This window comes from Aneurinibacillus sp. Ricciae_BoGa-3 (genome assembly GCF_028421645.1).
In the GTDB taxonomy this organism is placed as follows: domain Bacteria; phylum Bacillota; class Bacilli; order Aneurinibacillales; family Aneurinibacillaceae; genus Aneurinibacillus_B.
Map to the genome: position 1 here is coordinate 4,042,882 of NZ_CP116887.1, position 24,667 is coordinate 4,067,548.

Genomic DNA, 24,667 nt, shown 5'->3' on the forward strand with positions numbered 1-24,667 from the left:
TCAAGGGTGGTGAGCCGTAGTTGTGCTGATGTGTGCTAAAATAAACAATTTGAGGTGAAGAGAATGAATCAGTTACCTTTCGTTGTAGATAAGGTCGAGTCTGATAATGAAGTGCGCTTGTTCATCAGCGGTGATTTGGATCTGGCTACCGCTCCCCAGTTGAGAGAGGTTCTGCTACCGCTTGCGGAGAAAGAAACGAAGCCTCTTCGAATGAATTTAAGAGAGCTTCATTATATGGACAGCACCGGTCTTGGTGTATTTATTGCTGCCCTCAAACTTCGCAACTCCATTGATTCGGAAATTTATTTAGAAGAAGTTCCGGATAAGATTCAGAGGATTTTCCAGATTTCAGGTGTCGATCAATATCTTACAATGGTTTAATTTCTTACCAGGGGGGTTTATTCAATGCCCAGTTTAAATGACTATGTCAAAATTGTTGTACCGGCCCGGGCCGATTATATAGGTGTTATCCGTCTGACAGTATCTGGGTTAGCCTACCAGATGGGCTTTTCCTACAACGATATCGAAGATATTAAAGTAGCAATTGCTGAAGCGTGTAACAACGTCGTCCGGCATGCATACGATCACAGCCAAGGTGTCCTTACGATCCACTTCCACATTCGCGAAGATAATCTTGAAGTAGAAGTATGCGACGAGGGTGGCGCCTTTGACGTGACCAAAATCGAGGGCGGAGCCGCTTCCCTGCACGGTAAAAACCTTGATGAAATTGAAATTGGCGGCCTTGGCATTTATTTAATGAAGACGCTCATGGACCAGGTTAAGTATGATACAAGCCAGGGGGGGGTTCGTGTTTCACTTCTCAAATATTTGAATAGGGATGAGGTGAGCGAAAGTGAGCCAGACGTCCACCGGGAACTCAAACAATCTTGATATCGCGGAATGCATACGTGAGTACCAAAGTTCAAAATCAGAAGATGTACTAAACCAAATCCTGCTTAATTATCAAACCACAGTTCGAAAGCTCGCCTCTAAGATGGCTCGGGACTTTCACCTGGTAGACGACCTGTACCAGGTTGGAATGATGGCTCTCCTAGGGGCAATCGATAAATTTGACATCAATGTCAGCAACAATTTCGACGCTTATGCTGTTTCAACGATTGTTGGAAAAATGAAGCACTACCTTCGGGATAAGACGTGGAGCATACGCGTGCCCCGCACAATTAAAGAAATGGGCTACAGGCTCCAGAAAACCATCGATGAACTTACCATCGAACTTCAAAGATCCCCCCGCATTGATGAAATCGCCCGGAAGCTTGAACTGAGTGAAGAAAAAGTATTGGAGATCATGGAAAACAAAGGAAATATCCATGCTCTATCGCTTGATACTCCCATGAAGGCGGATAGCCAGGAGCAGGATTCCCATACTCTTATGGATGTTATTCAGGATCAGGATCCAGGGTACGCAGATGTAGACCGTAAAATGGATTTGTCTGGCCTGCTCGACAAACTCGATGAGCAGCAGAAGATGGTTATCCACTATGTTTATTATGAAGAATGGTCCCAGCGGCAGATCGGTGAGAAGCTTGGGATCTCCCAGATGCAGGTATCCCGCATCTTGCGTAAAACACTGGAACAGATGAGAGAGGCTTACACAAAGAGTTCGGAGTGATTTGATGAAGGTGGAGAATGGAAATACATTTACGTACAGTATTCATAACACATCTAAAAAACCTAATACCTTATCTGGCGATTGTTATTTTGCCAGGCAACATGAGAACTATATGCTTCTAAGCATCGCTGATGGGCTTGGCAGTGGACCGGCTGCTCGCTTTGCTGCTGAAAAAACAGTCAAAGAAATAGAAGCAAATTTCGATGTGGATTCTCCCCTCCAACTGTTAGAGCTAAGCAATCGCACCCTTCAGGGATCTCGCGGTTCAGTAGTGGGCATTGCTTGCATTGACTGGAGAAGCTGCTCATGCAAATACGCAGGCATCGGCAATATTACGTGTATCTCCATTACTCCACAGCGTAAGAAGCAGTACTATCTCTCTGTTCCTGGCTACTTAAACGGCCGTTCTTTTCATGCTATTGAGCGAAGCTTTCCTTTTCATCCTGGTGACACCATTGTTCTCTATTCAGATGGGATCCAGCTGCCAGATAACTGGGAGTACATCGTGACGGAACCTGGGAGTACACAGCAAGTTCTGCAGCGTATTATCCACCAGATGGAAACCATCAATGACGATGCAACGTTAATTATCGGGAAATGGGACCAAACATCCCCATCTTCCACTTCCTTTTAGACAATTCGGCTGCAGTCACGCCTAAAGCGCTGGCTGCAGCTTTAATTATTTTGATTGGCTTATACGCATAAATCAAAGCGCTACCTATGAACGTTCCGCTTGTCGGAGATCCATTTTACAAGGGCCGTTACTCCAAGGGTAAACGCTACGATAATTCCAGTAAACGTTACAAACAGAGCGATGTAATCAAAAAATCCATAGGATAAAAATTTCTTCCACTGAATCCCTCCCTTTAGATCATCAATCACAAGGTTCATGCCAAAAATGCCGCTTATCACTGTATAGATGGTTAGAATCATTAGCAAGTGGTTATGTCGTTTGTCTGAGAATTTCTCCTGATATTGATAAAGACTTGAGAGAGTCTGTTCGACATCTTCAAATAACCGGTCGTTGCCAAACTGGTTTCGCAACTGGAGAAAAATATCCTTACCCTGAGACTGCGAGATGACCTCTATGAAATAGTAACGGGTTGAAAAATCAGTAATGGAGCGAATGAGGTATTCAATTTCCCTGTTATCTTTATCAACGCGTACGTCAGAGTGCCTATTCGAAAGCTTAAGGAGCACGATATGGTGGAACAAATTAAGAAGCACCGTATAGTAATACTCCCCATACATCTGATTAGCTAACCTTTGGCACTCTTCGGGTCCTCGATTTGTCAGGCAGCAGAAAGCATGCTCGGCCGTAACATAATGTGTATAGGGCGCCCAGCGCTTGTAAACCCGGTCAGAACTGCAATAATTATCAATATAATCATTGTTCGCTGCACTAACAAACGGTTCGCCTTTGTGGGAAACACCATCCAGGTGTGCGGCTCTATATAAGTCTATGTTCTCGATCGTGGCGTCCTCTTCAAAAGCAAAGAAGCCCTGAACATACATTCTTTCATCAACAAAAAAAGGCAATGTTTCGAAATAGGCCCCTTCTACACCCTCTGTATCCAGATAAGGAAGAATACTCTTGGCCAGCACTTTAAAGACAAAATCCTCTACTTCTTTGAATTCCTGCCCCGCATAAGAAACACTGGACTGTTCCCTGTTGTCTGTTAAATTCTCCAACACACGCAACTGGGCTGCAAAATCCAAGGCCTGCGTATAGGTTAAATCGTCTGCTATAATCTCTGTTCTTATTGTCATCAAACCAAGATCAAACGGGCAGACAATCATATCTACGGAGTGAATCCGAAAGGTAAAATTGTGGCTTCCGCTTCGAAAGTTTACATCGATACCCATTTTACGCGTATATCGATGAAACCCTTCATCATCCTCTCGCTTGGGAAAAAGGAAACTGGATGTGAAAGGCAGATAGTGCCGTTCAAGGCTTCGATGGGAAACCCGGTACCCTTCACCGTAAAAAGCTTTCTCATAATCTACTTGACTAAGATAAAACGACTGGTATTCGTCCTTTTTCAGCTGTGCTCTTAACTCTTGGTGTTTGTTGGGTTTTATCGAGAAAGGGAAAATAAACTGGCATTGTGCTGTTGCTAGCTTCTTATCGTGGATTATGGGTTCCTGCATCTGCCTTCTCCCTTCTAATCGTTATATAGTAATTTACCCACTTTTCGTGCAAACAAAAAATCACCCCCTGATAACCAGGAGGTGAGCGACCGGTTCATTTTAAATTTGCAATTCTCCTAAACGAACCAGTTCGACAACTGCTTGTGACCGACCTTTTACTCCGAGCTTTTGCATAACGTTGCTGATGTGATTACGCACCGTCTTCTCGCTAATAAAAAGTTGCTGGGCAATGTCTCTTGTCGTCTTATCAAGCACTAATAATTCAAAAACTTCCCTTTCTCGGTTGGTCAATAGTGGCTTCGCTTTCTGGTCGTTACCCAAATGAACTACCCCTCCTTGCTCGGGCTCTCAAGTACAAGGCCGGGGATACAGTCAACCATATTTTATGACCAGAGGAGAAGCAGGGTGCGGTGGCGGGGGGAATTTGGGCCTGCGACACATTATATTCAGCTGTATAGAAGCGTGTGACCGCGATTCCAAAAGCCGTTTTACTGTCCGTAGAGTGATTTATGTACGCTCGCTTGTGAGTGGCGGTTCATTCATCCTTTGACTGTGATTATGGGGATTATTGGAAACTTGCTCTTTAAATCTCGTAACAACGTATCATCCTTTATAAAAATCCACCTGGCGCTGTCCATTCTTAAGGCGGCCACCCCCACTTCGTTAGTGCTTAACTGCCAAAACGGAAGTGGCAGCCTGCGAAAAGCGAAAACAACATTTCCAAAGTTAAAGCAAGATTTCAGGCAGTCATTCAAGGTGAACTCCCGCCGGTTGTATTCGAGCAAATGAACCGGTTCAATGCCGAACTTTTTAAGCAGATGTCTTCGATCGGCAGCCTGCTCTTCTGTCTTTCCTTCACTGTAGCGGGAAGACAGAACAGGGTACTGCCGGGCAAGATAGTGATAATCTATGCCGTGGAAAAACATGTTATTTCACCATCTCCAGCTTCTCAAATACCGCTATCTCCTTCTTAAGTTTCTCCGGAATGGCTACGCTTTTATGCGTAGCTTTCGACATAAGGACGATTGTGCCTCTTCCTGTAGTGGCGATAACATCTCTGTTCTCCAATTTTAAGCAGTATTCAAACTCCAGCGAACTTCTGCCCATTGATGCTACCCGGACACCCAGCTTCACCTTATCTTCCATGAATACTTCTGCTAAGTAGTGGCAAGCAACATCAGCCGCTACAATCATGAGATCCGATCCTTCCTCGAAGATTTGCTCCCTTCCTCCAGGCAAGTTATTAAAATAATTGATTCTTCCCTCTTCAAAGTAAATAAAATAGCTAATGTTGTTAACGTGTCCAGACATGTCTGTTTCACAGTAACGGACGTTAATTGGCATAAAGAAATAGAATCTCTTTACCCAACTCTCCATGTCAGGCTGTATATATGTTGGTTTCGCCATCGTACTGGTCTCCAATCCACATGTTTGTATTTTTCTATATATTTAGTTTAACAGAAAAGACTGCTCTTATGTGAGCAGCCTGCTTATTTAGTATAGGCTCGTATAATTTAATGGCTTTGAGGACCGCTGTCATACGCACATTCTTCAATCTCAAACCCTAAATCTTGAATCATCTGGTGGTCTAGAGAGGATTTCTGGCCGTCTGTCGTAAGGTAATCGCCAATAAAGATAGAATTAGCCGCATACAGGCCCAATGGCTGCAGAGAACGCAGATTCACTTCACGCCCGCCAGAAATGCGAATTTCTTTGGTTGGATTAACGTAGCGGAACAAGGCCAGTACCTTCAAGCATTTGCGCGGGTTTAGTTCCTTGAGATTTTCAAGAGGCGTGCCGGGGATCGCATTTAAAAAATTAACCGGTATCGAATCGGCATCCAGTTCACGAAGGGCAAATGCCATCTCTACGATTTGTGCATCGGTCTCCCCCATCCCGACGATAACACCTGAGCAGGGAGACATACCCGCCTCTTTGACAGCATTTACTGTATTTACGCGGTCTTCATATGTATGGGAGGTCGTGATCGCGTCATGGTGGCTTTCAGCTGTGTTGAGATTATGGTTAAACCGATCCACACCTGCCGCCTGAAGCTTCTTCGCCTGTTCCGGCGTCACAAGTCCAAGGCAGGCGCAAATCTTCATACCGTACTCTTCTTTAATTTCCTTAATGGCTTCAACCACTTTATTGACTTCAGAATCAGAAGGACGCCTGCCGCTCATCACGATACAATAGGTGCCTGCCTTTAATTCATTCGCCTTGCGCGCGCCGTCTAGTAATACATCCTTCTCCAGCAACGGATACTTCTCAACAGGTGCATTGGAAACGATAGACTGGGAACAGTACCCGCAATTCTCCGGACACAGACCGCTCTTTGCATTAATAATCATATTCAGCTTTACCTTATTGCCATAATAGTGGTGGCGAATCCGGTAGGCTCCATGGAGAAGAGGCAAAATGTCTTCGTCAGGAGTATTTAAAATAGCCAAAGCCTCTTCCTGTGTGATGTGGGTTCCTGATAGAACTTCATTCGCAAGCGCCTGCCATTCGACTTCATGTACATACTGTTGTGTATTCATAGGTAAGCCTCCTAATTAATTGTTAACCTTTTATCGTGATGTAGTTAACATTAATTATATATAGAAGACATTTTACCTGTCAATTACGAAAATTTCGCACACCAGCTAGTGAACCCGGCCGTTTGCCGAACCGCGCGTGTGGTACCTTGATTTTGTGCGGATTAAGTAAATACCAAACCCCATTGACAGCCATAGCAATCCTGTGAAAAAACCGGATCCCCCAACAGGTACCAATAAAAGAAGAATAAAGATAAAAGCCAGGGCTGGTAAAAATGGATAACAAGGAGCCAGAAACGGAGTCGATTCTTCTGCCAGCGTTCCCTTTCTCCGCGAGATAAAAAAGGCCATCATCGTAAATAGAAAAGTCAGCAAGTATAAAAAGCCCGTCGCATTAACCGCGATGTTGATTGAGCTTGCCAGTGTAAACAGAATTTGGATGCTTACCCCCAGCAGGATGGCCCAGACAGGCGTTTGGAAACGCGGATGAATTTCACCTATTTTTTTAGGCAAAAATCCATTGCGGCCCATAGCAAACGCCGTTCTTGAAATAGACATAATAAAAGCATTCGCTGTGGCCGGCAACGCAATCACAATGACCATACTGACTAAGGTGGGGCCGAAATCCCCTAAAAACTGCTGGCTTGCTAATGCAACTGGCACTTTGGATAGCCCTAGCTCTTTCCAGGGAACAAGGCCGATTGAGACAAACAAAAGGCCCGAATATAGAAAGAGAACAATCAGAATGGATGAAAGAATAGCTCTTGGAATGGTTTTGCCAGGAGTCTTCATTTCTTCCCCGGCGTCCACTATCACATCCCACCCAACCATAGAAAGAAAACCAACTAATGCTGCGGCAAGGATGCCATTAAATCCATTGGGGGCAAACGGTGAATACAACGAGTAATGAACATGGCCAAATCCTAGTGCAAAAAATAAAACCAGCATTAGGATCTCCACAACTACAATTCCCACTTGAACGGCACCGCTGAATTTTACCCCTAACCCATTTAGAAATGCTAAGAAAAGAAGAAGCACCACTGCGCTTGGCAGCGAAGGCGCACCGGTTAGAGAATGAAGATAGTTGCCGAACCCCCGGGATACGAAACTGCTTGCTGCAAGCCATGCCCCCCAATAGGACCATCCGATTAACGTTCCAAGTAAGGGGCCCATTGTTTGACTTACATATTCATAAGCTCCACCGGCTCTGGGATAGCGGGAAGCTAACTCCGCATAGCATAACCCTAATAAAATTTCCAGGATCGCAGCTATGACAAAAGCAAGCATGACAGCCGGGCCTGCTTTTCCGGCTGCTACACCACTAAGGATAAAAATACCGGCTCCCACCATGGCCCCAGTGCCAAGAGCAGTAGCTTCTTTCCATCCTAAATCTCTTTTTAGATTCATACGGCTCACCTTTCCTTTCCCCTTTTAAAATTTAACATGATAAAATAATGGAGATAAGGACCAATTGCGAGCGTATTTTATGGTACCAATTAGAAAAGGGGGCCTAATATGTTCTGGATACCTATTGATCGATCTTTGGAGATCCCATTAACGCGGCAGGTTTACGAGCAAATTCGCAGACGAATCTTACACGCAGAGCTTGCTGCGGGTGAATGCCTTCCTCCTACCCGTCAATTAGCCACCCATTTGGGAACGTCGCGGAATATCATAGTGGAAGCGTATGAACAACTGTTAGCAGAGGGATATATTGAAGCCCGTCAGGGATCCGGTACATATGTGGCGGAAGGCGCTTGCCTAGCTCAACGTGAACAAACAGTGTCGTTCACTACATATGAAGCGGAGCAAGAACAGCAAGACACAGCGGATCTCATCGATTTTCGCTCAGGCCTTCCCGCTTTGGACATGTTTCCGCGGCAAATGTGGGGACAAACCGCTAAACAAGTCTGTATGGAAACCTCAAATTCAATTTTTGGCTACGGGCATCCCGAGGGAACCAACCATTTACGACATACATTATGCCGATATCTGAAGAGAACAAGAGGGGTGGAATGCCATCCGGATCAACTCGTGATAACAGCTGGCGCCACACAGGCTTTATCCCTTGTAGCCCATCTGCTTTTGTCGCAAGGAGACGAAGTAATCATTGAAGATCCCATTACGCAGGAAATCCAGACCATTTTCTCTTCCCCCGGGTCTGTACTCTATCCGATTGCTGTCGATGAACTGGGAATGAGAACGGATTTACTGCCCTTACATAAGACGCCAGGCTTTATTTTTGTGACGCCGTCGCACCAGTTTCCGCTCGGGGGCGTGCTTCCTATTCAACGCCGGATTGAACTGATCCAATATGCCCGGGCGGTGGATTGTTTCATTGTTGAGGATGACTATGACAGCGAATTTCGTTACCAGGGGGCACCAATAAATTCACTTCAGGGACTTGATCCGGACAGAGTAATTTATATTGGAACCTTCAGCAAGATACTGTCACCAGCCCTTCGATTGGGCTATTTGATTCTTCCGCCGGCGCTGACCAAGCGATGTAAAGATCTAAAATGGTTTACCGATCTTCATACCCCGTCCATTGAACAACTTACCCTGGCACATTTTATCGACGAACGGTACCTGGAACGCCATATTAGAAAAATGAAAAAAGTATATAAAACGCGGCGGGATTATGTAAAGCTATGTTTAATAGAACAGTTTGGTACGCTAGTGAACGTTAGCGGCGACTCGACAGGTTTGCACTTAATAGCTGAATTTAGCAACATTACATTTTCCAATGAAAAGGTAAATGAATTAATGAAGGAACATAAAGTTAAAATTTATCCAGTTGAGCTGCATACGATTGAAAAAGGACGACACCGCAACAAAGTGATTTTAGGATATGGTAACTTAACCATGGAAGAGATAGAGGAAGGTGTCAGAAGATTAAAACAGGCTCTTATCCCCGGGTTGACTTCCTGCAATCGTTAACAGGGTGCTTATCCCACTCCATGCCATCATGTAATTTGATGAAAAAAGAGCTTGTTCTCATTATGAGAACAAGCTCTTTTTCTGTGTAGCATTCGCTGCTGGTTTATCTTAGCTACGGAAAAAGTTTTTAATAGATTGCACCGTAGTGGCGCGGTTCATCGCGGCAATTGAAGTGGTGAGCGGAATGCCTTTCGGGCAGGACTGCACACAGTTTTGTGAGTTACCGCAGTCTGTAATACCGCCTTCACCCATTAAGGCTTCCAGGCGCTCATCTTTATTCATTTTGCCTGTTGGATGCTCATTGAAAAGACGAACCTGTGATATAGCAAATGCGCCGATAAACGGCGATTTATCGTTTACGTTCGGGCATGCTTCCAGGCATACACCACACGTCATGCAACGGGAAAGTTCATACGCCCACTGGCGATCAACTTCTGGCATGCGAGGTCCCGGTCCCAGATCATGAGTACCGTCAATCGGAATCCATGCTTTTACGCGCTTGAGTGCGTTAAACATGCGGCTGCGGTCAACAGCCAAGTCGCGGTTGATTGGGAACGTGCTCATTGGTTCAAGGCGAATTGGCTGTTCAAGGCGATCCACAAGTGCCGTACATGCCTGACGCGGCTTGCCGTTAATCACCATGGAACATGCACCACAAACCTCTTCTAGGCAGTTCATTTCCCAGGTAATCGGCGCTACCTTTGTGCCGTCTGCGGTTACAGGATTGCGCTGAATTTCCATCAGGCATCCAATTACATTCATATTCGGACGGTATTCAATCTTGAATTCTTGTTTATATGGCGCTCCGTCAGGTCCATCCTGACGCGTTATAATTAAATGGATAGTTTTATCAGCCATCGGTTATTACACCTCTTTTTTCTCAGTAACTTCGTGCTTCGTCGAATAATCACGCTTACGAGGTTTCAACAGAGAGATATCGACATCTTCGTATGAAATGTCTGGCCCTTGCGTTGCAGCATTGTAAGATGCAATGGTTGTTTTCAGGAAGTTTTGATCGTCGCGCTCCGGGAAGTCCGGTTTGTAGTGGGCACCGCGGCTCTCATTACGGTTAAGCGCACCAAGCGTAATAACACGGGCAAGCATGAACATGTTCCAGAGCTGGCGGGTGAACGATGCACCTGCGTTACTCCATTTGGATGTGTCGTTGATATTGATATTTTGGTAACGTTCCATAAGCTCCTGGATTTTTTCATCCGTTTGCTGCAGCTTATCATTAAAGCGTACAACGGTTACGTTCTCTGTCATCCAGGTACCAAGCTCACGGTGAAGAATATAAGCATTTTCCTTGCCATCCAGACTCAGAAGGCGGTTATATTTCTCCTGCTCTTGTTTAACCTGACTATTAAACACAGAATCAGACACATCATCAGACGATTTGCTAAGGCCATTAATGTATTCAATTGCTTTAGGCCCAGCCACCATACCGCCGTATACTGCGGAAAGCAGGGAGTTAGCTCCCAGACGGTTTCCTCCGTGCTGTGAGAAGTCACATTCACCGGCAGCAAACAAGCCTGGTACATTGGTCATTTGATTGTAGTCAACCCACATTCCGCCCATGGAGTAATGGACAGCCGGGAAGATTTTCATTGGAACTTTACGCGGATCGTCGCCAACGAATTTTTCATAGATTTCTATGATACCGCCAAGCTTAACATCAAGTTCATGCGGATCTTTGTGGGAGAGGTCAAGATAAACCATGTTCTCGCCATTAATGCCAAGCTTCTCATCCACGCAAACATGAAAGATTTCCCTTGTTGCAATATCACGCGGTACAAGGTTTCCATAAGCCGGGTATTTTTCTTCAAGGAAGTACCAAGGCTTACCATCTTTATACGTCCAGATACGGCCGCCCTCACCGCGCGCTGATTCGGACATCAGGCGGAGCTTGTCATCCCCAGGAATAGCAGTAGGATGAATCTGAATAAATTCCCCGTTAGCATATTTAACGCCCTGCTGGTACAGTGCCGAGGCAGCTGTCCCGGTATTGATAACAGAGTTAGTAGATTTACCAAAGATAATTCCGGGGCCGCCTGTCGCCATAATTACAGCATCCGCTTTAAACGATTCAATCTCCATGCTTTTGAGATTCTGTGCCGTAATACCACGGCATACGCCGCTTTCATCCATAACAGCAGAAAGAAATTCATAGCCCTCATGCTTGGTCACCAGTCCGCTTACTTCCCAGCGGCGTACCTGCTCATCCAGCGCGTAAAGCAGCTGCTGTCCAGTGGTTGCCCCGGCGAAAGCTGTACGGTGGTGCTGTGTGCCGCCGAAACGGCGGAAGTCAATCAAACCTTCCGGGGTTCGGTTAAACATAACACCCATACGATCAAACATATAAATAATACCAGGGGCAGCATCACACATAGCTTTTACAGGAGGCTGATTCGCCAGGAAGTCTCCGCCATAAACTGTATCGTCAAAGTGAATCCATGGGGAGTCCCCTTCACCTTTTGTGTTAACCGCTCCGTTAATACCGCCCTGTGCGCAAACTGAGTGAGAGCGTTTAACCGGTACAATAGAGAACAGCTCTACAGATACGCCGGCTTCAGCTGCTTTAATGGTTGACATCAATCCAGCAAGGCCGCCGCCGACAACAATAATTTTACCTTTACTCATGCTTCCCCCTCCTTAACGTTGCATTGCCTGGGCTACATCTACCGGATGTGCGAATGCAAATAGTGCCATTAATCCCATGGCAGACATTAATATGAAAATGATAATTGTTACATAAGTAGAAATACGCTGTGCACGCGGCCCTACTGTAATACCCCAGCTAACACCAAAACTCCAAAGCCCGTTGGCAAAATGGAAAATCGCGCACAGGAGGCCGATGATATAAAAAGTTAACATGAGCGGGTTTGCCAGAATGTCATTCATCGCTTTAAATAAACCGCTTGCCTGCGTTGTTCCCATAACAAGCTGAATTTTCGTTTCCCACACATGCCATGCAATAAAGATAAGCGTAATAACACCTGTAACACGCTGCAGCATAAACATTACGTTCCGAAAATAACCGTAATTTCCCACGTTGTTTTTCGCCTGGAAAGCGATGTATAATCCGTAAATGCCGTGGTATAAGATTGGTAAAAAGATAAAGACAATTTCGATTAGCGAGAGAAACGGAAGCCCTTCCAAAAATGAAACACGAGTCTCAAAAGCAGCTTCACCGCGAGTCGCATAATAGTTGGTTAATAGATGGATAAACAAAAACGCACCAATCGGTACAACTCCCAAAAGGGAGTGGAGTTTTCGATTGAAGAAATGACGATGTCCTTCCATTGAAGCAATCCCCCCTTTAAGTTTTCAGCAAATACTTTGATTTTTTTCATAACGGTTTCAACTAATAAAGTTCTCTCTTTTGAACTCTCCTTTTTTATCCACTCCTATTTTCTCTGACTCCCCCTTCTAATATGAACAAATCCTTATTAAATAAAGCTTGTTACACTTTGGTGAAAATGAACAGATTGTGACAAAATTATTTTACTCCTAGACGAGGTAAGCGTCAAGGAATGCCTTACTCTGTTGTCGAATCACGGCGAAATTTTTCAGAGAAAAAGGGCGAAGTTGAGAGCCTTCCCTACATATAATCCCATTGCCCGTTTTTTATCCGGTATATCGTCCTATAGCTAATGCTGAAATCCTTTTCAATGCTTTTAGGTGATTCCCCTTCTAGTAATCTCCTTTTAATTGCCTGAATATCCAGAGCATCAATTCCTTTTAATTTGGCCGCAGAGAGGTGCGCTTTCCATTCCGGAGTGAACTGTTTCTTTAACCTCATTAAATCCAGCCCCTTTCTTAAATTTGCACAAAGAAAAAGCAGCTGCGATGTTTAGATGTATACAGCTGCTCTGGCGAGTCTCTTTCCTACTTGACGATTACGACCGGACACAAGGCTTGGTGCAGTACTTTATGGCTTACACTCCCGAGAATCATTTCGCCAATAGCGCCCAAACCCCTGCTCCCGATCACAATTAGGTCATAGCCTTCCCGATTGGCAAGATGGCAAATTCCTTCTGCTGCAAATCCAGCCAGGTGAACAATCTCCACTTCTAAATGACAACCGTTATTGGCCGCTTTCCTTCAATTTGCGCAGAGCCTTCCGAAATCCGGCATCGCCGGTGAAATCCTCATTTTTTTCTTCTGGCTGCCGGCTCTCCTGAGAAACAGCTTTTTCACTCTGGTGGAACTGCTGCAGAGCTTTCCTGTAGTCCAAATCCCCCATAGGTTCATCGACCTTCTCCACTTTCGGAACAGGAGGCTGGTGGAAATTACGCAGTGCGCTTCGGAACTCTTCATCCAGCCGGGAACTTTCATCATCACTGCGTTCCGACCGTTCCTTGTTTGCTGTTTTTACAGGGATAAGCATAAGCAGAAAACCTATGATAACAACAATGGCCGTCACACCGAACGGAGTGTGAGGCGCATAGGTGTCGCCGATATAACCGGATAGAATGGGTGCAATGGCTGCTCCAAGCCAGCGGACAAAGTTATACACGCCTGATGTAATTCCCCGTGCATAAGGGGAACACTCCATCACATAGCTGGTAAACAATGCGTTATTTAGCCCGGAAATAAGACCGGACGCGATAATAAGAACAACAAGAATCCACACGGTTTTAACGAACAGCATCAACGCCAGGAAAATAGCAAAAACGAACAATCCAAAACGAATAAGCGACCTTGGCTGCCACCTTCTTTCTAACTGGTGAGAAAGAACGGCAGAACCATAGGCGAGGCACAAGCCCCAGCCAAAGAATATAAACCCAAGTTGGATAGCTGATAGTCGCAAGACAATCGGCGAGTAAGACAGCACGGTAAAAAATCCATAATAATAAAGCATGCCGGCGAGCGCGCCTTGAATAAACGGTTTATTGGTAAAGAGGCGGCCCATTTCGCGCAAGCCCGCGGCCTGCCTTCTCTGCATGTTGGCCGGCTCCTTTACGAATGAAAGAACGAGAATAAATGCGAGAAAAATTAAAATACCTGTTGCAAAGAAAGGATACCGCCAGCTAACGCCGCCCAATAGCCCCCCTACAAGCGGTCCACCCGCCATCCCTAATCCAATGGCTGCTTCGTATAAACCAACCGCTGAGCTAACGTCATCGGAAAGCGCAATAAGCAAAGTCATCGCAGTGGCAAAGAACATCGAGTTGCCCAGTCCCCAGCCTGCCCGGAAAATCGACAGTTCTGCGATACTGTTGGAAAACCCGCATACCAGCGAAAATACCGTCACTATGCCTAACCCGATCACCATCATCTTCTTGTCGCCGATTTTTCCGGCAGCGAGCCCTGACGGCAGCATCATAATCGCCATCGTAAAGATATACGCGGTAAACAGCAACTCTACCTGTGCTGAACTGGCGCCAATTTGTTCCGCAATTACAGGCAGGAGCGGATCAACGACACCAATTCCCATAAATGCAAGGAACGTAGCAAAAACGGTTATAATTTTACCACGGCGCCGTTTTCGATTAATCAGCTCCACATTATCATCTTCCAATATAGCCACTTCCTCCCTTAGATTATCGATATCCGCATGCCCATACGATTAGCGTTACCCATAAAAACAAATTAAGTATTTTATGAGTATGATTTTTTGCTGAAATATGTTTAAATTTAAATAGCGGATATGTAAATTTTTATATATAAGTTAACGTATCCAGTATAATCTCATTTGTATTTATATGTCAATATTTATATATGCAGAGTGTTGTTAGGAGGCTATTATGAATACGCTTGGTTATGCTTTGCTCGGCATGCTTGTTCGAAAACCCTGTACAGGCTATGAGTTGACCCAGCTGCTTGAGGTATTCTGGCAGGCGAAACACAGCCAGATTTATCCCCTGCTTACCAAACTAGAACAAGAAGAGTATGTGACCTTTGTTCACGTTGAACAGACAGGAAAGCCGGATAAAAAGATTTATTCCATTACAGACAAAGGAAAATCGCTTCTGCAACAGTGGATTGCAAATTCACCCTCCGCCCCTGTTATACGGGATGAGTTTCTGATTAAGGCGTACAGCATAAGGTTAACGGATGTGGCCACAGCAAAGAGGCTTTTCGAAGAACGAATCCAGATACATGAAAAGAAGATTGAATACAGAAAAACAGAAATTGAAAAAATGAAACAAGAGTTTGGTGATGAAACTGAAATCGCAACCTCGATACACTTTGGACGCTACATTTTGTTCCAACGGAAGCTGCAGTTAGAAGAGGAAGAAATAAAATGGTGCCGATGGGTAATGGCACTGCTCCTAAAAAATAGCGTAGGCTAGGAATTTGGGGAATTAAAAGAAGAAAACCGCTGATCTTCTGTAAAAGGAAGATCAGCGGTTTTTTAGATTGATGCTTACAAGTTCCGGGCATCAGCAGGCACTTTACAGACATGTGCAAACTCCCGGTTTACATACGCTTCCACTATCGGCCCAATTTTTACAAATTCAACGAGGAATCCATCGTGGCCATATATCGAATCGACGAAATGGTACGTAATTTCCTTTCCAGCGTCGCGAAGCATATCAGCAATCTCCCGCTGATGTTCGTCCGGATATAAAAGGTCCCGCGATACAGCAATGGCCAATACTTTGGCCTGAATCTTCTCCAGGGCTGCTTTTATCCCACCGCGGCCACGGCCAATATCATGGGAGTCCATCGCTTTAAGAAGATAGAGATAGCTATTTGCATCAAAACGCTCCACCAATTTGTCGCCCTGATAACGGAGGTAACTTTCAATTTGAAAGGTGGAATCAAACTGCGTAACATCTCTGTCATCCTTAAGACGGCGGCCAAACCGAAGTTCAAAAAGCTCCTGCGTCCGATATGTAATCATACCAAGCATACGTGCTATCGAGAGGCCATTCTTTGGGCCAGCCTCCGGATAATACTGTCCTTTCTTCCATTCCGGGTCAGCCATAATGGCCTGCCGCCCTACATCGTTATAAGCGATGGCCACAGCAGAAAGGCGCGCAGAAGTAGCAATGGGGATAATGTGATCCATCATATCCGGGTAGATTACCGCCCATTCGTAAACCTGCATGCCCCCCATTGAACCCCCCACTATTGCAAACAGCCTGTTAATGCCCAGGCTCTGTACAAGATGATGCTGAACTTGAACCATATCCCGTATGGTTACCACGGGAAAATTAGATCCATACGGTTTCCCGGTGGCCGGGTTAATGGAAGCAGGACCGGTCGATCCTGAACATCCCCCGAGTACATTAGAAGCTATGACAAAAAATTTATCGGTGTCAATGTATCTGCCCGGGCCGATTAGACCCTCCCACCATCCTGTTGTTTCATCATCACCAACCGCATGGGCATTTCCTGTCAATGCATGGCAGACCAGAATTGCATTGTTTTTCTTCTCTGTTAGCGTGCCATACGTTTCATACGCTATCTCAACTTGTTCCAGACACTGGCCGGATTCAAGTGTAACGTGCTCAATCCTATGAGTCCCTTTCATTCCACATGCCACTCCCTTCTATATGAAGTGCAATAAAAGGCAAAAAAGCGCCTCTCCAAAAGAAGAGGCGCCCAATGTGTGCTTTATAAATAGCCTCTTATCTCCCAGAACAAAGCTGTTCTGCTGGAATTGGCACCTTATCCGCACATATTGTCTGCGGGGTTGCCGGGTTTCATCGGGCCAGTCCCTCCACCTCTCTGGATAAGAAATATTCCGTTTTTTCAATCGTTAACTTTTATAGTACGGGGTTCCCCGCATAATGTCAACACAACGTTACATGAAAATAGCAGGACAAATAACCGGCACCTTTGAAAAACCGGTTGATTGTCCTGCTTTTTGATACGTTTTATGCTTAATTGATTCTAACTATAAACTGTGTACAACCGCTTTCGCGACTGCATCCAGCCCGAACGAAGTGTGCAGCTTACGCACCGCTGTTTCTGTCGTTTCCACAGGGATCACACAGGAAACTTTGATTTCTGATGTGGACACCATCTTAATGGGAACACCCGCTTCCGCAAGCGATGTAAACATGTCAGCGGCCACACCGGGATTCGTAATCATGCCGGCACCCACAATGGATACTTTGGCAAGCCCCTCCTCAAAAAGAATCTCACCAAATTTCAGCGTTTCTTTTGATTGTTCAAGCACGCTCAGCGTTTTCGCAAGTTGATCGCTGTGGATTGAGAATGAGATGTCCGTGCTTTGATCGCCATTTGTGCCCTGGATAATGATATCCACATTAATATGTTCTTGTGCAAGGATGGTGAATAGGCGGGAAAGCGATCCTACCTGTGCAGGCATCCCGGCAACCGTTATTTTCGCCACGCTTTTATCACTGGCTACCCCACTTACAATTAAATTCTGTTCCATTCCCGCTTCCTCCTTAACCAAGGTTCCTTCTTCTTCCCCAAAACTTGAGCGTACTGTAAGCGGCACATTATGCTGTTTCGCGCACTCAACCGCCCGAGGGTGAAGAACCCCCGCTCCGAGGTTTGCCAGTTCCAGCATTTCGTCGTAAGATATCCCAGTAAGTTTACGCGCCTGTGGAACCACCCGCGGGTCAGCCGTATACACCCCATCCACATCGGTATAAATTTCACATAAGTCCGCTTTGGCTGCTGCCGCCACCGCAACTGCTGTTGTATCTGATCCGCCCCGTCCAAGCGTTGTGATCTGGCCGTCAGCTGTAAAGCCCTGGAATCCAGCGATTATGACAACTTTACCGGCCGCCAGGGCATCCGTTACAGAGGTGCTGTCAATTTCAAGAATACGGGCCCTTGTATGTACGGCCTCTGTCCGGATCCCTGCCTGCCAGCCTGTCATCGATACTGCGTTGCAGCCCTGGGCCTCCAGAGCCATCGCGAGCAGGGCGATAGTCACCTGCTCGCCCGTAGACAGCAGCATATCCAGCTCACGCTCAGATGGATCCCTGGCTATCTGCAAGGCCATATCTACCAGCACATCTGTAGATTTGCCCATTGCTGACACAACTGCGATGACATCGTTTCCCTGGTTGCGGGTAGAAATAATACGTTGGGCTACCTTTTGGATTCTTTCTACTATTCCTACCGAAGTCCCTCCGTATTTCTGCACGATTAGAGCCATTTCATTTCCTCCTGTAATCTACTAAATTCCCACTGTACAATCGCATTAGGGAAAATTAGAAAACTTGGCTGTCGCCAGGCCGCAGGGGAAGGTCGACAGCCTTAGTTGCGCTATATGGATAGGATAGTATATGCTTTCCTATCCACGTAAAAAAGACAACAAGTAAGGTATAAACCTTAGCTGTTGTCCTATCGGCTATGATATCAGCTAATGCCCACCTTCCCTTTTCCCATGCGAGATAGTCCTCCACCGGCAGTCGGGGTACATACCGGTGACAGTCCTGCATTTATTCAATGCAGACCCAACAGCAGGTGTCGAGCAGCCTGCCATTTCGGCGAATTCCCCTTTCTCCTGCTTTCAACGGACTCTCTAATCCTCCGACAGGTTACTGATGGTTTTCGCGCCTCTACCTCACTTAAAAGTGAGGTGTTCATCTATTCATTTTTGCTGGTTAAAATAGTACCACAGTTCAAAATAACTGGCAATACTAATCTGACTCTGAAAGTTGTTTATCCTTCCTCAGGTAGCCTAGAATCTCTCTGGCAAGTTTGTCACCGATTCCTATGTTGCGGAATTCGTCTACACCCGCTTCTCTCATTTTTTTAACCGAACCGAAATGCTTGAGCAGATGTTTCTTCCGCTTCTCCCCAATTCCCGGTATCTCATCAAGCTCAGAGTGAAAGAACGTTTTTCCACGTGTATTCCTGTGAAAGGTAATGGCAAAACGGTGTACTTCGTCCTGAATTCGCTGCAGGAGATAAAATTCATTGCTGTCCCTCTTCAGCACAACGGGAATCGGCGGATCGCCAACCAGCAGCTGAGCCGTGCGGTGCCTGTCGTCTTTTGCCAGACCGCAGACGGGAATGTACAGGCCAAGCTCATTTTCAAGTACATCGACCGCGGCGCTTATCTGCCCCTTACCGCCGTCAATCACAATTAAATCGGGCAGCTCTAGGTTTTCCTTCAGGGCGCGCGTATAACGGCGGCGAATGACTTCCTTCATCGAGCCATAGTCATCAGGGCCTTCAACCGTTTTTATTTTGTACTTGCGGTATTCTTTCTTATCCGGCTTGCCATCCCGGAATACGACCATGGCAGAAACCGCATCAATCCCCTGAATATTGGAGTTGTCAAACGCTTCAATGCGGTGCGGGTAGCCCATGCCGATGATTTCTCCCAGATTCTTAACCGCTTGTATCGTCCTCGCCTCATCGCGGGATAGAAGAGCAAAGTGTTCCTGAAGGGCAATTTGCGCATTTTCAGTCGCAAGGTCAACTAACTGCTTTTTGGAGCCCCTCTGCGGGACGATTACCTTTGAGCCAAGCCATTCTTCCAGGCCATCTGATGCCGCTTCTTTAGGCAGCAGGACTTCCTTTGGCCGGACATGTTCCCGGAAATAAAACTGTGTGACATAGGAGATAAAGTCTTCGTTTTCCTCCCCATAGTAAGGAAAAGAAGCTACGTTTCGCTCAATCAGTTTACCCTGGCGCACGTGGAATACCTGGATGCTCATCCAGCCTTTATCCGTATAAAATCCCCATGCATCCCGGTTTATATTGTCTGAGAAGGTCACTTTCTGCTTCTGGGCGACCGCTTCAATGTCCCGGATTTGATCACGCAATTCTTTTGCCCGCTCAAAATCCAGGCTCTCCGCCGCTTCCGCCATTTGCTTTTCCAGGGTAGCCTTAATTTCAGCCTGGTGGCCGTTTAAAAAGCGTGCGATCTGATCCACAATTTCCGTATAGTCTTTCTGCTCGACCTCCAGTTCGCACGGGGCGAGGCACTGGCCCATATGGTAGTACAGGCATACATTCTTTGGCAGGTTTTTGCACTTGCGCAGCGGATAGAGACGGTCCAGTAATTTCTTTGTCTGCTGAGCAGCCCCGGCATTCGCATACGGGCCAAAATATTTGGCTCCATCCTTTAATACCCTGCGAGTAACTTCCAGCCGAGGGTGCTTCTCATTCGTTATTTTAATGTAGGGATATGTTTTATCATCTTTCAGCATGACATTGTAGCGTGGGTCATGCTGCTTAATTAAATTGCATTCGAGCAGTAAAGCTTCCATAGGAGAGGACGTTACAATGTATTCAAAATCAACAATCTCGCTCACAAGACGCTGGGTTTTTCCGTCGTGGCTGCCGGTAAAATAAGACCGGACCCTATTTTTTAAAACCTTCGCCTTGCCTACATAGATGATCGTGCCCTCGTTATTCTTCATTAAATAACAGCCAGGCTTATCCGGCAGAAGGCTCAATTTTTCTTTTAATAAAGCGTTCATTTCATTCCCTCTCCTCCCCTCATTATGTTACCATAAAACGATAGGGAAACATAGGTTCTACCCAGCAAAAGAGCCTGCCTGTTGCATGCTGATAACGGTGCATGAGATGGAAGAGATCAGGCTCGGTTCATACAGAAAAGAACTTAAGGCACTCCTTCTATACAAAAGGAGAGGACCATTTTATAATGTTGTCAGGGGGGCGGTTTATGGACACTAACGCACTGATGCAGAAGGTACTGGATGCAATCAACACGCGGTTTGATGCAGTGGACAAGCGGTTTGACGCAATGGACAAGCGACTTGATGCAATGGACAAGCGGTTTGACGCAATGGACAAGCGACTTGATGCAGTTGATAAACGCTTTGATTCAGTAGACCAGCGGCTTGATGCAATGGATAAACGCTTTGATTCAGTAGACCAGCGGCTCGAAACAATAGAAGGAACGGTTAAAGCAACACAGTTGGCCGTCAACGAATTAGCAGAAGACGTCAAAGATATTAAAACGCATTTGCGCTTCCACGACCTAAAATTTATGGAACAGGATAAAAAAATATATAAGCTTGAAGGCAGGAACTAGCGCCCCATGGGGCGTTTTTTTATGCGGGATGGACCAAAATATGAAAGCCCTCCGGCATAACCGGAGGGCTTTCTACACGCCTGTAGAAATTACAGGTGTTTGTTAATCGTATTCATCAGGTTTTCCTTAGGCTGGAAACCGATAACTTTATCAACGGCTTCACCGTCTTTAAAGATCATTAAGGTTGGGATGCTCATCACAGCAAACCGCTGTGCAGAGGCTGGATTTTCATCAACGTTTACTTTTGCGATTTTTAATTTATCGCCAAGCTCACCGCTGATTTCTTCCAGAACAGGCGCAATCATTTTGCAAGGTCCGCACCAAGGTGCCCAGAAATCCACGAGCACTGTGCCAGTTCCTTCAACTTCAGATTGGAAAGTATTGTCATTCACTTGAACAATAGCCATTCTAACTTCCTCCTTTATTGTATAGGATGATTCCTTACATGCATGGAAAATCGATATATCAGCAACAGTGTACCTCAATACCATTAACAGTATACCACTATTAACCACCAATATCCATCCATAAAATTCGATTTAATAACCCGCACAAATACACACAAAAAGGGACAGAAAGAAAATCTCCTGTCCCTTTTCCCCTTATGCTTTTTTGTTAAACGAAACGTGCTCGCGTTAAACGAGAACCTTCTTAAATTCTTCTGTAAGAAGCGGTACCACTTCGAATAAATCCCCAACTATACCATAGTCAGCAACCTGGAAAATCGGCGCTTCCGGATCCTTGTTAATCGCTACAATCACTTTAGATGAAGACATACCGGCCAGATGCTGAATGGCTCCGGAAATGCCAGCCGCAATGTAGAGATCAGGCGTAACAACTTTTCCCGTCTGTCCGATCTGCAGCGCGTAGTCACAGTATTCCGCATCACACGCGCCACGGGACGCGCCCACTGCACCGCCAAGCACTTCAGCGAGTTCCTGGAGCGGCTTAAATCCTTCTGCTGATTTCACGCCCCGGCCACCGGAGACAACGATCTTCGCTTCGGAAAGATCTACGCCGCCTGCGGTTTTGCGAACGACATCTTTTACGATTGTGCGAAGGTCTTTAATCTCTACGGGAAGGTCTACCCTTTCCGCACTGGATGTCCCTGGCTCCCCTGCCTGAATATTATTGGGGCGGATGGTCGCAAATGGAATGCCCTCAGACACTTTCTTTTTCTCAAAAGCTTTTCCCGCATAGATTGGACGGGTAAATACAATATCATCGCCGTTTAGTTCCAAATCGACTACATCTGACACAAGGCCCAGGTTAAGACGGGCAGCAAGCCGTGGCGCCACGTCCTTGCCAATGGCCGTATGAGGCATGAAGATGGCATCCGGTTGCACGGTTTCAATCGCCTGGCGCAGCGCCTGGAAGTATGCATCTGTTGTATAAGAAGAAAGCGCATTATTGGATACTACGTACACTTTGCTGGCGCCATACTGGCCGAGCTGGTCCACATAATTGCCGGCATCGCTGCCGAGTATTACTGCGCTCACTTCTCCGCCATCCGCCACACGGCTGGCAGCGGCAAGCGCTTCAAATGAAACATTACGCAGGTTACCGTCTCTTGTTTCTGCTATGACAAGAACTTTTTTACTCATGTGGCTTCCTCCTTAAATGACTTTCGCTTCAGTGCGAAGAAGTTGTACTAATTCCTTGACCTGGTCGTTAATCTCTCCGCTTAAAATGCGTCCAGCTTCTTTCTTCGGCGGGAGGAAAATTTCAGTTACAGTTGTTTTCGCTTTCACATCTTGTTCTGATAAACCAAGATCATCAATTTCAAGGCGCTCCATCGGTTTCTTCTTAGCCTTCATAATGCCAGGCAGCGATGGATAACGCGGCTCATTTAATCCCTGCTGGGCTGTGACAAGAACAGGCAGCGAAACTTCAATTACCTCAACGTCACCTTCCACATCGCGCTCTACAGTCGCTTTTCCTCCGTCAATATCAAGCTTGGTAATCGTGATGACCTGGGGAATGTTTAATTCCTCTGCAAGGCGGGGGCCTACTTGCCCTGAGCCGTTATCAACCGCCATGTTGCCGCCAATAATGAGGTCAAATTCGCGGTCTTTAATTACAGCTGCAAGTATTTTTGCTGTGCTGTACTCATCGCATTCGATATCTTCGCTGTTTACAATGACCGCTTTATCGGCGCCCATCGCCAGCGCTGTGCGGAGAGCGCTTTCAGATCGGTCAGGGCCAATGCTTACAACAGTAACCTCTCCGCCATGCTCATCACGCAGCTTAATTGCTTCTTCCACCGCGTATTCATCGTAAGGATTTACGATAAACTCCACGCCGTCTTCGCTGATCGTACCGTTTTGAACTACGATTTTTTCTTCTGTGTCAAACGTTTGTTTTACACACACGATAATGTTCATATGTATCCTCCTTTTTTGTTCGGCGAGTTTTATGAAATGTCCGGATAATTGTAATGTACATTTATTCGGACAGGTAACTGCGTTCGTTACATGGACTATTATAATAATATTTGTACATATTTGACGATTGTTTTTTTTATGTGTTTTGCAATTTATTGCGAATTGGACTTTAATCCATTGATAAATATGCTGAGGATTGGATCGGTCAGGGAGGCTAATTCATACTGCCTGTCATTCATTATCCAGGATGTAACCGCTTCATCCAGCGTGCCAAAAATCATTTTTCGTGCAATTCTCACTTCAACATCCATCCGGAATATTCCCTGCTCTTTGCCAAGTTCGATAATCCGGTCAATGATGTTTAAATATTCCTTAAGAACTTTATTGATACCTTCCCGAACAGCCGGATTAGACTGCCTGAGCTCAATCTGCGTAACAACTGCGAAATTTCTATCTCGAGCAGGGAGCAGCAGATGCATATAGATCAGGTGTCTAAGTTTATCCTCCGCTCTTTCATATTCGCGGATCTGTTTGCGGATTACATCGATAAACGCGCCCATTTTTTCACGGAAAAGAGAAATAAGAACATCGTCTTTGTTATCAAAATATAAATAAATCGTTCCATCCGCTACCTGAGCCTCGCGCGCAATCTTAGAAACCTGGGCGTTATGGTAGCCATACCGTGCAATCACTTTAACAGCCGCTTCGATAATTGCCTGATATTTTTCTCCTGTTTTCTTCGCCATTCTTTCCCCTCAACTCTTTTTCCATTACTGAATGAGCATTCACTCAAATTTAGTTTATTCTAAAAAATCAAGGTTGTCAATAAGTAATGTAGATTCAAATTACATCCGAATAGATACAAATTCGCCAGTCTTCCTCCGTTTTCCTGCCGGGATGCAGTGCTTTTTGAATAATGGGAAAATTCGGATGGCGCCAATCCGCAGGCGAAAGCCGCAGCCTTGGTTGCTTTTATGCGTAAGGATACGCATATGCTATCGTATCCAATAACAAAGTGCGACACCCTCTACAGGCTTTCCCTTCCAAACCACTTGCCAACCTGTTATACTAA

Annotated in this window: 26 protein-coding genes and 2 riboswitches; of the genes, 7 read left to right on the forward strand and 19 right to left on the reverse strand. The window is 45.7% G+C overall.

The genetic code is table 11. From position 1 onward, the window contains the following. The first annotated feature begins 63 nt into the window (after nucleotides 1–63). The 4 genes from PP175_RS20535 to PP175_RS20550 are packed head-to-tail and all read left to right on the forward strand — an operon-like array spanning nucleotide 64 to nucleotide 2,264. Nucleotides 64–381 carry an STAS domain-containing protein gene (locus PP175_RS20535; protein WP_272440091.1) on the forward strand — a complete coding sequence of 106 codons (318 nt, stop codon included), beginning with the start codon at nucleotides 64–66 and terminating at the stop codon, nucleotides 379–381. A 24-nt stretch (nucleotides 382–405) separates the two neighbouring features. Beyond that, nucleotides 406–891, forward strand: coding sequence for an anti-sigma B factor RsbW (gene rsbW, locus PP175_RS20540; RefSeq protein ID WP_272440092.1), 486 nt, complete (start codon nucleotides 406–408; stop codon nucleotides 889–891). Continuing rightward, nucleotides 854–1,630 carry a sigma-70 family RNA polymerase sigma factor gene (locus PP175_RS20545; RefSeq protein WP_272440093.1) on the forward strand — a complete coding sequence of 259 codons (777 nt, stop codon included), beginning with the start codon at nucleotides 854–856 and terminating at the stop codon, nucleotides 1,628–1,630. The genes rsbW and PP175_RS20545 overlap by 38 nt, the downstream gene beginning before the upstream one ends. A gap of 4 nt (nucleotides 1,631–1,634) precedes the next feature. Further along, nucleotides 1,635–2,264, forward strand: coding sequence for a SpoIIE family protein phosphatase (locus PP175_RS20550; protein ID WP_272440094.1), 630 nt, complete (start codon nucleotides 1,635–1,637; stop codon nucleotides 2,262–2,264). Nucleotides 2,265–2,344: 80 nt separating this feature from the next. On the opposite strand, the gene PP175_RS20555 is transcribed toward PP175_RS20550, so the two are convergent. The 6 genes from PP175_RS20555 to PP175_RS20580 form a co-directional block, all read right to left on the reverse strand. Beyond that, nucleotides 2,345–3,781, reverse strand: a complete 1,437-nt coding sequence (locus PP175_RS20555) for a magnesium transporter CorA family protein (protein WP_272440095.1) — start codon at nucleotides 3,779–3,781, stop codon at nucleotides 2,345–2,347. Nucleotides 3,782–3,880: 99 nt separating this feature from the next. Further along, nucleotides 3,881–4,102 carry a helix-turn-helix domain-containing protein gene (locus tag PP175_RS20560; RefSeq protein ID WP_272440096.1) on the reverse strand — a complete coding sequence of 74 codons (222 nt, stop codon included), beginning with the start codon at nucleotides 4,100–4,102 and terminating at the stop codon, nucleotides 3,881–3,883. A gap of 218 nt (nucleotides 4,103–4,320) precedes the next feature. Then, nucleotides 4,321–4,707 (reverse strand): hypothetical protein, encoded by a 387-nt coding sequence (locus PP175_RS20565; RefSeq protein WP_272440097.1) that lies wholly within the window; start codon nucleotides 4,705–4,707, stop codon nucleotides 4,321–4,323. Between the two features lies 1 nt (nucleotide 4,708). Then, complete coding sequence (locus PP175_RS20570; protein ID WP_272440098.1) at nucleotides 4,709–5,188, reverse strand: acyl-CoA thioesterase; 480 nt, start codon at nucleotides 5,186–5,188, stop codon at nucleotides 4,709–4,711. A gap of 107 nt (nucleotides 5,189–5,295) precedes the next feature. Then, a complete protein-coding gene (bioB, locus tag PP175_RS20575; RefSeq protein ID WP_272440099.1) occupies nucleotides 5,296–6,321 on the reverse strand; it encodes a biotin synthase BioB in 1,026 nt (341 codons plus the stop codon). Nucleotides 6,322–6,426: 105 nt separating this feature from the next. Then, nucleotides 6,427–7,725 (reverse strand): APC family permease, encoded by a 1,299-nt coding sequence (locus PP175_RS20580; protein WP_272443338.1) that lies wholly within the window; start codon nucleotides 7,723–7,725, stop codon nucleotides 6,427–6,429. Between the two features lie 108 nt (nucleotides 7,726–7,833). Between PP175_RS20580 and pdxR the strand changes: the two genes are divergently transcribed. Further along, nucleotides 7,834–9,258 (forward strand): MocR-like pyridoxine biosynthesis transcription factor PdxR, encoded by a 1,425-nt coding sequence (gene pdxR / locus PP175_RS20585; protein WP_272440100.1) that lies wholly within the window; start codon nucleotides 7,834–7,836, stop codon nucleotides 9,256–9,258. Nucleotides 9,259–9,366: 108 nt separating this feature from the next. On the opposite strand, the gene sdhB is transcribed toward pdxR, so the two are convergent. The 6 genes from sdhB to PP175_RS20615 all read right to left on the reverse strand — a co-directional run bounded on the left by sdhB (nucleotide 9,367) and on the right by PP175_RS20615 (nucleotide 14,758). Beyond that, nucleotides 9,367–10,116, reverse strand: coding sequence for a succinate dehydrogenase iron-sulfur subunit (sdhB, locus tag PP175_RS20590; protein ID WP_272440101.1), 750 nt, complete (start codon nucleotides 10,114–10,116; stop codon nucleotides 9,367–9,369). A 6-nt stretch (nucleotides 10,117–10,122) separates the two neighbouring features. Then, nucleotides 10,123–11,898: a succinate dehydrogenase flavoprotein subunit gene (sdhA, locus tag PP175_RS20595; RefSeq protein WP_272440102.1), complete on the reverse strand. Its 1,776-nt coding sequence runs from the start codon at nucleotides 11,896–11,898 to the stop codon at nucleotides 10,123–10,125. A gap of 12 nt (nucleotides 11,899–11,910) precedes the next feature. Further along, nucleotides 11,911–12,561: a succinate dehydrogenase cytochrome b558 subunit gene (locus tag PP175_RS20600; protein ID WP_272440103.1), complete on the reverse strand. Its 651-nt coding sequence runs from the start codon at nucleotides 12,559–12,561 to the stop codon at nucleotides 11,911–11,913. Nucleotides 12,562–12,859: 298 nt separating this feature from the next. Beyond that, a complete protein-coding gene (locus PP175_RS20605; RefSeq protein WP_272440104.1) occupies nucleotides 12,860–13,060 on the reverse strand; it encodes a helix-turn-helix domain-containing protein in 201 nt (66 codons plus the stop codon). 86 nt (nucleotides 13,061–13,146) lie between these two features. Beyond that, nucleotides 13,147–13,329: a universal stress protein gene (locus PP175_RS20610; RefSeq protein ID WP_272440105.1), complete on the reverse strand. Its 183-nt coding sequence runs from the start codon at nucleotides 13,327–13,329 to the stop codon at nucleotides 13,147–13,149. A gap of 16 nt (nucleotides 13,330–13,345) precedes the next feature. Next, nucleotides 13,346–14,758, reverse strand: a complete 1,413-nt coding sequence (locus PP175_RS20615) for an MFS transporter (protein WP_272443339.1) — start codon at nucleotides 14,756–14,758, stop codon at nucleotides 13,346–13,348. Nucleotides 14,759–15,008: 250 nt separating this feature from the next. Between PP175_RS20615 and PP175_RS20620 the strand changes: the two genes are divergently transcribed. Continuing rightward, entirely contained in the window at nucleotides 15,009–15,557 is a 549-nt protein-coding gene (locus PP175_RS20620; protein ID WP_272440106.1) for a PadR family transcriptional regulator, read from the forward strand. Between the two features lie 74 nt (nucleotides 15,558–15,631). Here the strand turns inward: PP175_RS20620 and metX are convergent, their stop codons facing one another. The 3 genes from metX to uvrC form a co-directional block, all read right to left on the reverse strand. Continuing rightward, nucleotides 15,632–16,744: a homoserine O-acetyltransferase MetX gene (gene metX, locus PP175_RS20625; protein ID WP_272440107.1), complete on the reverse strand. Its 1,113-nt coding sequence runs from the start codon at nucleotides 16,742–16,744 to the stop codon at nucleotides 15,632–15,634. A gap of 94 nt (nucleotides 16,745–16,838) precedes the next feature. Beyond that, nucleotides 16,839–16,952: riboswitch (SAM riboswitch) on the reverse strand. Between the two features lie 158 nt (nucleotides 16,953–17,110). After that, nucleotides 17,111–18,352, reverse strand: a complete 1,242-nt coding sequence (locus PP175_RS20630) for an aspartate kinase (RefSeq protein ID WP_272440108.1) — start codon at nucleotides 18,350–18,352, stop codon at nucleotides 17,111–17,113. Between the two features lie 231 nt (nucleotides 18,353–18,583). Continuing rightward, nucleotides 18,584–18,769: riboswitch (Lysine riboswitch) on the reverse strand. Nucleotides 18,770–18,839: 70 nt separating this feature from the next. After that, nucleotides 18,840–20,633, reverse strand: coding sequence for an excinuclease ABC subunit UvrC (gene uvrC, locus PP175_RS20635; RefSeq protein WP_272440109.1), 1,794 nt, complete (start codon nucleotides 20,631–20,633; stop codon nucleotides 18,840–18,842). A 206-nt stretch (nucleotides 20,634–20,839) separates the two neighbouring features. On the opposite strand from uvrC, the gene PP175_RS20640 reads away from it, so the two are divergent. Next, nucleotides 20,840–21,211: a hypothetical protein gene (locus tag PP175_RS20640; RefSeq protein ID WP_272440110.1), complete on the forward strand. Its 372-nt coding sequence runs from the start codon at nucleotides 20,840–20,842 to the stop codon at nucleotides 21,209–21,211. 89 nt (nucleotides 21,212–21,300) lie between these two features. Here the strand turns inward: PP175_RS20640 and trxA are convergent, their stop codons facing one another. From trxA to PP175_RS20660, 4 genes are all read right to left on the reverse strand, one after another. Further along, nucleotides 21,301–21,618, reverse strand: coding sequence for a thioredoxin (gene trxA / locus PP175_RS20645; RefSeq protein WP_272440111.1), 318 nt, complete (start codon nucleotides 21,616–21,618; stop codon nucleotides 21,301–21,303). 228 nt (nucleotides 21,619–21,846) lie between these two features. Next, entirely contained in the window at nucleotides 21,847–22,815 is a 969-nt protein-coding gene (locus tag PP175_RS20650; protein WP_272440112.1) for an electron transfer flavoprotein subunit alpha/FixB family protein, read from the reverse strand. 12 nt (nucleotides 22,816–22,827) lie between these two features. Then, nucleotides 22,828–23,595, reverse strand: a complete 768-nt coding sequence (locus PP175_RS20655) for an electron transfer flavoprotein subunit beta/FixA family protein (RefSeq protein WP_272440113.1) — start codon at nucleotides 23,593–23,595, stop codon at nucleotides 22,828–22,830. 152 nt (nucleotides 23,596–23,747) lie between these two features. Next, nucleotides 23,748–24,341, reverse strand: a complete 594-nt coding sequence (locus tag PP175_RS20660) for a fatty acid metabolism transcriptional regulator FadR (RefSeq protein ID WP_272440114.1) — start codon at nucleotides 24,339–24,341, stop codon at nucleotides 23,748–23,750. Nucleotides 24,342–24,667 lie beyond the last annotated feature (326 nt).

Coding starts and splice junctions, on each gene's coding strand:
- PP175_RS20535 (WP_272440091.1), top strand. CDS start 64: ATGAATCAGTTACCTTTCGTTGTAGATAAGGTCGAGTCTGATAATGAA.
- rsbW (WP_272440092.1), top strand. CDS start 406: ATGCCCAGTTTAAATGACTATGTCAAAATTGTTGTACCGGCCCGGGCC.
- PP175_RS20550 (WP_272440094.1), top strand. CDS start 1,635: ATGAAGGTGGAGAATGGAAATACATTTACGTACAGTATTCATAACACA.
- PP175_RS20555 (WP_272440095.1), bottom strand. CDS start 3,781: ATGCAGGAACCCATAATCCACGATAAGAAGCTAGCAACAGCACAATGC.
- PP175_RS20565 (WP_272440097.1), bottom strand. CDS start 4,707: ATGTTTTTCCACGGCATAGATTATCACTATCTTGCCCGGCAGTACCCT.
- PP175_RS20570 (WP_272440098.1), bottom strand. CDS start 5,188: ATGGCGAAACCAACATATATACAGCCTGACATGGAGAGTTGGGTAAAG.
- bioB (WP_272440099.1), bottom strand. CDS start 6,321: ATGAATACACAACAGTATGTACATGAAGTCGAATGGCAGGCGCTTGCG.
- PP175_RS20580 (WP_272443338.1), bottom strand. CDS start 7,725: ATGAATCTAAAAAGAGATTTAGGATGGAAAGAAGCTACTGCTCTTGGC.
- pdxR (WP_272440100.1), top strand. CDS start 7,834: ATGTTCTGGATACCTATTGATCGATCTTTGGAGATCCCATTAACGCGG.
- sdhB (WP_272440101.1), bottom strand. CDS start 10,116: ATGGCTGATAAAACTATCCATTTAATTATAACGCGTCAGGATGGACCT.
- sdhA (WP_272440102.1), bottom strand. CDS start 11,898: ATGAGTAAAGGTAAAATTATTGTTGTCGGCGGCGGCCTTGCTGGATTG.
- PP175_RS20600 (WP_272440103.1), bottom strand. CDS start 12,561: ATGGAAGGACATCGTCATTTCTTCAATCGAAAACTCCACTCCCTTTTG.
- PP175_RS20605 (WP_272440104.1), bottom strand. CDS start 13,060: ATGAGGTTAAAGAAACAGTTCACTCCGGAATGGAAAGCGCACCTCTCT.
- PP175_RS20620 (WP_272440106.1), top strand. CDS start 15,009: ATGAATACGCTTGGTTATGCTTTGCTCGGCATGCTTGTTCGAAAACCC.
- metX (WP_272440107.1), bottom strand. CDS start 16,744: ATGAAAGGGACTCATAGGATTGAGCACGTTACACTTGAATCCGGCCAG.
- PP175_RS20630 (WP_272440108.1), bottom strand. CDS start 18,352: ATGGCTCTAATCGTGCAGAAATACGGAGGGACTTCGGTAGGAATAGTA.
- uvrC (WP_272440109.1), bottom strand. CDS start 20,633: ATGAACGCTTTATTAAAAGAAAAATTGAGCCTTCTGCCGGATAAGCCT.
- PP175_RS20640 (WP_272440110.1), top strand. CDS start 20,840: ATGGACACTAACGCACTGATGCAGAAGGTACTGGATGCAATCAACACG.
- trxA (WP_272440111.1), bottom strand. CDS start 21,618: ATGGCTATTGTTCAAGTGAATGACAATACTTTCCAATCTGAAGTTGAA.
- PP175_RS20650 (WP_272440112.1), bottom strand. CDS start 22,815: ATGAGTAAAAAAGTTCTTGTCATAGCAGAAACAAGAGACGGTAACCTG.
- PP175_RS20655 (WP_272440113.1), bottom strand. CDS start 23,595: ATGAACATTATCGTGTGTGTAAAACAAACGTTTGACACAGAAGAAAAA.
- PP175_RS20660 (WP_272440114.1), bottom strand. CDS start 24,341: ATGGCGAAGAAAACAGGAGAAAAATATCAGGCAATTATCGAAGCGGCT.